This window comes from Burkholderia sp. Ap-955 (assembly GCF_011753045.1).
Classification (GTDB): Bacteria; Pseudomonadota; Gammaproteobacteria; order Burkholderiales; family Burkholderiaceae; genus Burkholderia; species Burkholderia lata_D.
The window spans coordinates 1-5,981 of the sequence record NZ_VWWH01000171.1 but is presented as its reverse complement, the minus strand read 5'-3'; the positions used below and the strand labels follow the sequence as shown (position 1 = coordinate 5,981).

Sequence of the window (5,981 nt, the reverse complement as noted above, 5' to 3'; positions counted from 1 at the left end):
ACGACGCTCGCGAGCACGGCGCCGCTCATGATCGACGTCGAATAGACGCCCATCGCACCGCCGATCCGCGTCGCGAATTGCGCCTTCACGAAGCCGGGCAGCAGCGCCTGCACCATCGCGATCCCGACGCCCGCGCAGCAGGCGCTCGCGAGCAGCAGCCACGCGTGTTGCGCGCCGATGCGCGCCACGCAGGCGAGCCCGATCAGCGCGACGCCGAGCCAGACGCCGCCCGCGATGCCGGTCAGGCGCTGCAGGCGCCGCGCACTCAGCGCGCCGAGGCCCATCAACAGGATCGGGATCGTCGTCAGCAGGCTGGCCGCGCCGTCGCTGATGCCGGTCGCGCGCTGGATCATGTCGAGCAGCGGGCCGACTGCGGCAAGCGCCGGCCGCAGGTTCAGCCCGACAAGGACGATGGCGGCAAGCCGCCATCCCGGGGAAGTGAAGCGATTCATTGCAAGGCCCTCGATATTGGTGCGCAGCCCTGGTGAGGCGCCGCGTGTTTTTCAGGTAAAGTATCTCGACATCAAGATAAATGCTGATTTATCTCGACGTCAAGATAACTGGTGAGCCGAGGAGGGTTAATGGATCGAGCCGCGCATGCGCTCGCACAATGGCGCGCCGAGCGACCGGATCTCGACGCGTCGTCGATGGTGGTGATGGGGCGGCTGCAGGAAGCGGCGCTCGTGATCGCGCGCGACCGTCTCAATCCGCTGTTCGCGCGCTACGGGATGCAGCCGGGCGAATTCGACGTGCTGGCCACGCTGCGGCGCGGCGGCGCGCCGTTCGCGCTGACGCCGACGGCGCTGTACGACGCGCTGATGATGTCATCGGGCGGGATGACCGCGCGCATCGACCGGTTGCAGAAGGCGGGGTGGGTGGAGCGCCGGCCGAACCCGGCCGACGGGCGTGGCACGCTCGTCGCGCTGACGGATGCGGGCCGCGCGCTGATCGATGAGGCAGTCGTCGCGCACATCGACAATCAGCGCGCGGTGCTGGCGGTGCTGTCGGATGCGGAACAGGCGCAGTTGTCGAAACTGCTGGGGAAGTTGCTGGCGGGGTTGGGAGAGGCGTCGGAAGGGGCGGAGGGAAGGTAGCGCTGCGAAAGCGTGACGCGAACTCTGCCGAGGTCGGCTTTGCGGGGGCTGACTCAGCAAGCCCCTCTCTCAATTACATCGACAGAAGCCCGCTTAGCGTCACGACGAATGCCCAGCTTACGCCAGATATTGGCATCGTCAAAAGTCGACTTTTAGCTTTCAGGCTCAAGCTTTCGGATAAGAAACCGATAATTTAGTCGAGACGCTGGTCAGTCAACGAGGGGCTGTGTTTGCAAGCAATGAATATTTTGCAAATCGTGTGCAAGGCAATCGATTGCGCGGGTTCCAAAACCTAACTTTGGCCCATTCGGGCGGGCTACCAGACAAGTAAACTTCGATCACACAGGCAATTTGATGGCCGACTACTCACCTGAATCCCTAATTGACCACTTCTTTGCAGATGCGAACGTTCAGCGACTCGTTACGTCGACGGCCTCGTGGCAACCCCTACGCATCTGCTACCCTAAAGAAGTTAACGTATCCCGGTTCTTGGCATGGTTGCTCGATCCATCCGAAGGTCATGGACTGGGGGACTTGGCGATTCAGTCGCTTCTCACACGCGCCTGGTGGAATTCAGACGACGCGGACGTGCCACTAACGACTCGACGATTCCTGTCGCCCTCCAACGTGCAAACAGAAGGCTTCTCCTCGGCGGTGGTTACCACTGAGGTGGATCTCAATGGCCGCTCCCTGGACGTGCTGGTCGTAGACTCGAACCGTCGACGGTATATTGCAATTGAGAATAAATTTGGCGCGCAACAATCACGTGCACAACTCAAGGACTACCGCAAGCAGTTGGAAAAACTTCTACCAGACTTCCTTGGCGTGCACGTTTTCCTCGATTCTCGTGAGGCGGTACCCGAAGATGCCGCCTGGATACCAGTAGGCTACGACTGGCTCGCTGAGTTTCTTCGTGAGGTTGAGAAACGCGAAGCCACCGCGCGGCACGTTCAGCAGGCGCTTGCACAGTTTCGTAACGTCATCGAAGATGAAACGGAAGATTCAATGGGAAAGAGTTCGTTCGGGCGTCTCGTGACGGAGGTCGCTGGCGGCCACCCAGAAGTTCTCGAACTCATGACCCCTTGGGCACGGCATGGCTCCAAGGGAGCGCGCGCACATATGCTTGTCGAACTAATGTCCGAAGCAAATACGCTTGAAGGGAAGTCAATGCTGCGCCTGTTTCAGCTTTACTGGCGCCGGGCTTCGGTCTGGGACCATTGCATTCGCCAGGCGCAATTTGCGCCATTCGTTTCCGCCTTGCGGCAACGATTCGACGATGTTCTCGTCGACCCCAAACGTGTACGCACCGGATTTTCACTTCTGCGATGGGACTCGTTAATCGATCTGGACCAGTTTCCCGATTGGAACTATTACCCAGCCGGGGTTAACGTTCGCCAGACTGGTGAGACGTTTCAGGTGACAACCTTTGTCCAGCTCAATCACGTCCGTGCTGAGAAGCGTGATGTGTTAATTGAAGCGGCGGAGGCGCTCCGCAAAACCAATGGCGTACGACGTCAAATGAGCGACGAGCAATCGTTCGTGGTCTTGCGTAGGCTCCGCGACCTCAATAAGACTCGGGCCATCAACGAGACCGTATCGCAGTTCGTTGAATTGCAATCCAAGCTCGAATCGATTCGTTAGTTGGGGCGGAAACCACTTTGCGACAGCCGCCAGGACAAATTCCGCGAGAGGGGGTGGGCAATTGATGTCCGTGTAGCACCACATCGGCGATCCCCCCAGAATCACCACGATCATCGACATACTCATGGAAAGATAAACTCAAATAACAAAAATACTCCGAGGCACTTCGTCAACACAGCTAGCGCACCTCAATGGTGGAAAGCTCTTTGAAGGGACATCGTCGGCGCAAATGGCAAAGATTGACGGAAGCAAGGTCTTCCATGGCACATCGTCCACGCAGATTCTTAAGGTCGACTCTGGAAGGATTTTTGAAGGCACGTCGTCCAGGCAAATTGCGCGAATCGATGGCGGAAAAGTGTTTCGCGGAACGTCTCAGAATCAGATGGCGAAGGTTGAAAATGGGAAGGTATATGAAGGGACTTCGTCGACGCAAGTTGCTCGCGTCGACGGGCCAATCAGCCACGCGGAACTGGCATCAGTTTTACGCTTGGTCCTTGCCCTTATATGAACGAGCACTAGCGAGCTGAAGGCGAACTGAGCGATTGGTCACTGACCGTCCGCTATGCAATATCGAGCGACAGTCCGATGACCGACGAAGCACGCATGGGAACGGCGGTTAGCGGCCGAGGACTATCAGTCTTCCCCGCGTTCCCCAGATAATTCGCGATGAACGTCAAAAAAGCCTGCCGCGCAATGCGGCGGGCTTTTCAGGTCACAGCCGGCACAACGTGTGCCCGCTTAACCCCTCAACCGCGTGCCGGAATATTCAGCCCACGCTCGACAGCCGGCCGCGCAACGAACGCGTCGAGCACCCGCTTGACGTTCCGGAATTCGCTGAAGCCCACGAGATCACCCGCTTCATAGAACCCGACGAGGTTGCGCACCCACGGGAAGATCGCGATGTCGGCGATCGTGTAGGTATCGCCCATCACCCACTGGCGGTTCGCGAGATGCGCGTCGAGCACGCCGAGCAGGCGCTTGGACTCGTCGACGTAACGGTCGCGCGGACGCTTGTCCTCGTAGTCGCGGCCGGCGAACTTGTGGAAGAAGCCGACCTGGCCGAACATCGGCCCGATGCCGCCCATCTGGAACATCACCCACTGGATCGTCTCGTAGCGGCCCGCGAGATCCTTCGGGATCAGCTGGCCCGTCTTGTCCGCGAGATAGATCAGGATCGCGCCCGATTCGAACAGCGGCAGCGGCTTGCCGTCCGGGCCGTTCGGATCGATGATCGCCGGGATCTTGTTGTTCGGGTTCAGCGACAGGAACGCGGGCGAGAACTGGTCGTTCGTGTCGAAGCGCACGAGGTGCGGCTCGTACGGCAGGCCGGTTTCCTCGAGCATGATCGACACCTTGACGCCGTTCGGCGTCGGCAGCGAGTAGAGCTGGAGACGGTCGGGATGCTGGGCCGGCCACTTTTGCGTGATCGGGAAGGCGGACAGGTCGGACATGGAGGGTCGCTCGTCGAAGTGAAGGATCCGCGCCCCGTTCCTGCTGCCGCACGCGCCACGGTCGATGGCGAGACGGCAGGGCGGAGCGCGCCGAAAACGCCCACTGTAGCCGATCCCGCGGATCGATGCAGGCGGTGGCCACGGGCGACCGCCGTGGCATCGCAGGCGCCGCCGGCAACCGTCAGAAGTTGTGCCGCAGCCCGATCATCGCGGCCGTCGTGCCGACGCCCGGCGCGACCGGCTGCCCGTACACGAGCATCTGGTCCATCGTGCCGCGGTTGTTCACGTGGCCGATCTGCGCATAGACCATCGTCCGCTTCGACAGGCTGTAGTCGGCCGCGAGCACGACCGCCGTCGACTTGTTCGCCGAGACGTTGCGGTCCTTCAGGTAATACACCGCGGACGTCACCTGCAGCGCGGGCGTGAAGCGATAGCCGATGCCGGCCGACAGCATGTCGAGGTTCACCTTGTCCGCATGCGACGGATTCCTGCCGTTGCCGTACGACGCCGACACCGAGAAGTCGTGGATCGTGTATTTCGCGCCGAAGTAGATGAAGCGGTTGTTGTCGACACCGGTCGGCGCGACGCCCGGCGCCGGGCTCGTGTCGTGGCCGTTGTAGTAGGCGGCCGAAGCGTTCAGCCCGTCGTTCGCATACCTGAGCACGACCGACTCGCGCGTGCCGCCCTGGAACTGCCCGGCCACGCCGCCCGGTGCGTATTCGAGCGCGATCGACGCACCCGCGAAGGTCGGCGACTGGTAGACGAGCGCATTGCTGTCGTACAGCGCGCCGATCGCTGCGTTGGTGCTCGTCCCCGACCAGCCGGCCGCCGTGTTCAGGCCGAGCCACGCGATCAGCACGCTGCCGAAGAACTGCGCGTTGCGCACGTCGGTGTCGGCCATCGCGTAGATCATCGGCACGATCTGGCGGCCGGCCGTGAACGTGCCGAACGGGCCGGACACGCCGAGCGACGCAACCTGGTTGAAGATCGCGACCGCGCCCGGCGTATCGCTCAGCTGCAGCTTGCCGGTGCCGCTGTCGAACGAACCCTGCAGCTTGAAGTTGACCTTGTAGCCGCCGCCGATGTCCTCGCTGCCCTTGATGCCCCAGAAGCTCGAGTAGATACCGCCGTCCTTCATGCGGAACACCTTGCCCGCATTCGGTGCGGTCGGGCTGAACGACGCCGCCGACGTGCTCTGGTACAGCAGGCCCGAGTCGATCACGCCGTAGAGCGTGACGGAGGATTGCGCGTGCGCGAGCGCCGAACAGCCGGCAAGCGCCGCGAGCGCGGCCAGTTTCGTCTTCATGGAGTCTCCAGGGTCGTATTGGACCGGACGGGATCGAGCCCGTCCGGGTGAAGCAGGGAGGCTAGCGGGACGGTGTGACAGGCGACGCCCGCATGAGCCGTGCGGAAAGACTACGCAACGGCGGGCGGCCGCTCCCCCCCATGCGCGGGGGGCAGGGTTGCGGAGAATCGGAGGAAGACGGGCGCGGCGATGGGCCCGATTGGCGGAACCGGCGCTACAACGTCAGGGCGCGCTTTCGAGCAGACCCAGCACCAGCGCGCGGCGCACCGCATGCTTGCGCGAACTGGCGTCGAGCTTGCCGAACAGGTTCTTCAGGTGCCACTTCACGGTTTCCTCGCCGACGGCGAGCGCCACCGCGATCTCCTTGTTCGACAGGTTGCGCGCGAGCAATTCGAGAATCGCGCGCTCCTTCGGCGTCAGCACGACGCTCGGTACCGCGCGCGGGCTGGCCGCGGCGCGCGGCGCGGGCGGCACGATGCGCGGTTGCGG

General features: G+C 62.3%; 5 protein-coding genes and 1 pseudogene. 2 read left to right on the top strand and 4 right to left on the bottom strand.

Features of this window, described 5'->3' with window-relative positions:
• A pseudogene (locus F3J15_RS36705) lies at positions 1-452 on the bottom strand (CynX/NimT family MFS transporter); the annotation flags it as partial.
• Positions 453-581: 129 nt separating this feature from the next.
• Between F3J15_RS36705 and F3J15_RS36700 the strand changes: the two are divergent.
• Both F3J15_RS36700 and F3J15_RS36695 read left to right on the top strand, forming a co-directional pair.
• Entirely contained in the window at positions 582-1,094 is a 513-nt protein-coding gene (locus tag F3J15_RS36700; protein WP_089445639.1) for a MarR family transcriptional regulator, read from the top strand.
• A 354-nt stretch (positions 1,095-1,448) separates the two neighbouring features.
• Positions 1,449-2,735 carry a PD-(D/E)XK nuclease family protein gene (locus F3J15_RS36695; RefSeq protein ID WP_089445640.1) on the top strand — a complete coding sequence of 429 codons (1,287 nt, stop codon included), beginning with the start codon at positions 1,449-1,451 and terminating at the stop codon, positions 2,733-2,735.
• 746 nt (positions 2,736-3,481) lie between these two features.
• Here F3J15_RS36695 and F3J15_RS36690 read toward each other — a convergent pair.
• The 3 genes from F3J15_RS36690 to F3J15_RS36680 all read right to left on the bottom strand — a co-directional run.
• Positions 3,482-4,186, bottom strand: coding sequence for a glutathione binding-like protein (locus tag F3J15_RS36690; protein ID WP_069247971.1), 705 nt, complete (start codon positions 4,184-4,186; stop codon positions 3,482-3,484).
• Positions 4,187-4,367: 181 nt separating this feature from the next.
• Complete coding sequence (locus tag F3J15_RS36685) at positions 4,368-5,492, bottom strand: porin (RefSeq protein WP_166897611.1); 1,125 nt, start codon at positions 5,490-5,492, stop codon at positions 4,368-4,370.
• A 222-nt stretch (positions 5,493-5,714) separates the two neighbouring features.
• Positions 5,715-5,981: helix-turn-helix transcriptional regulator (locus F3J15_RS36680; protein ID WP_240161548.1), on the bottom strand; the 267-nt coding region annotated here is incomplete at its 5' end.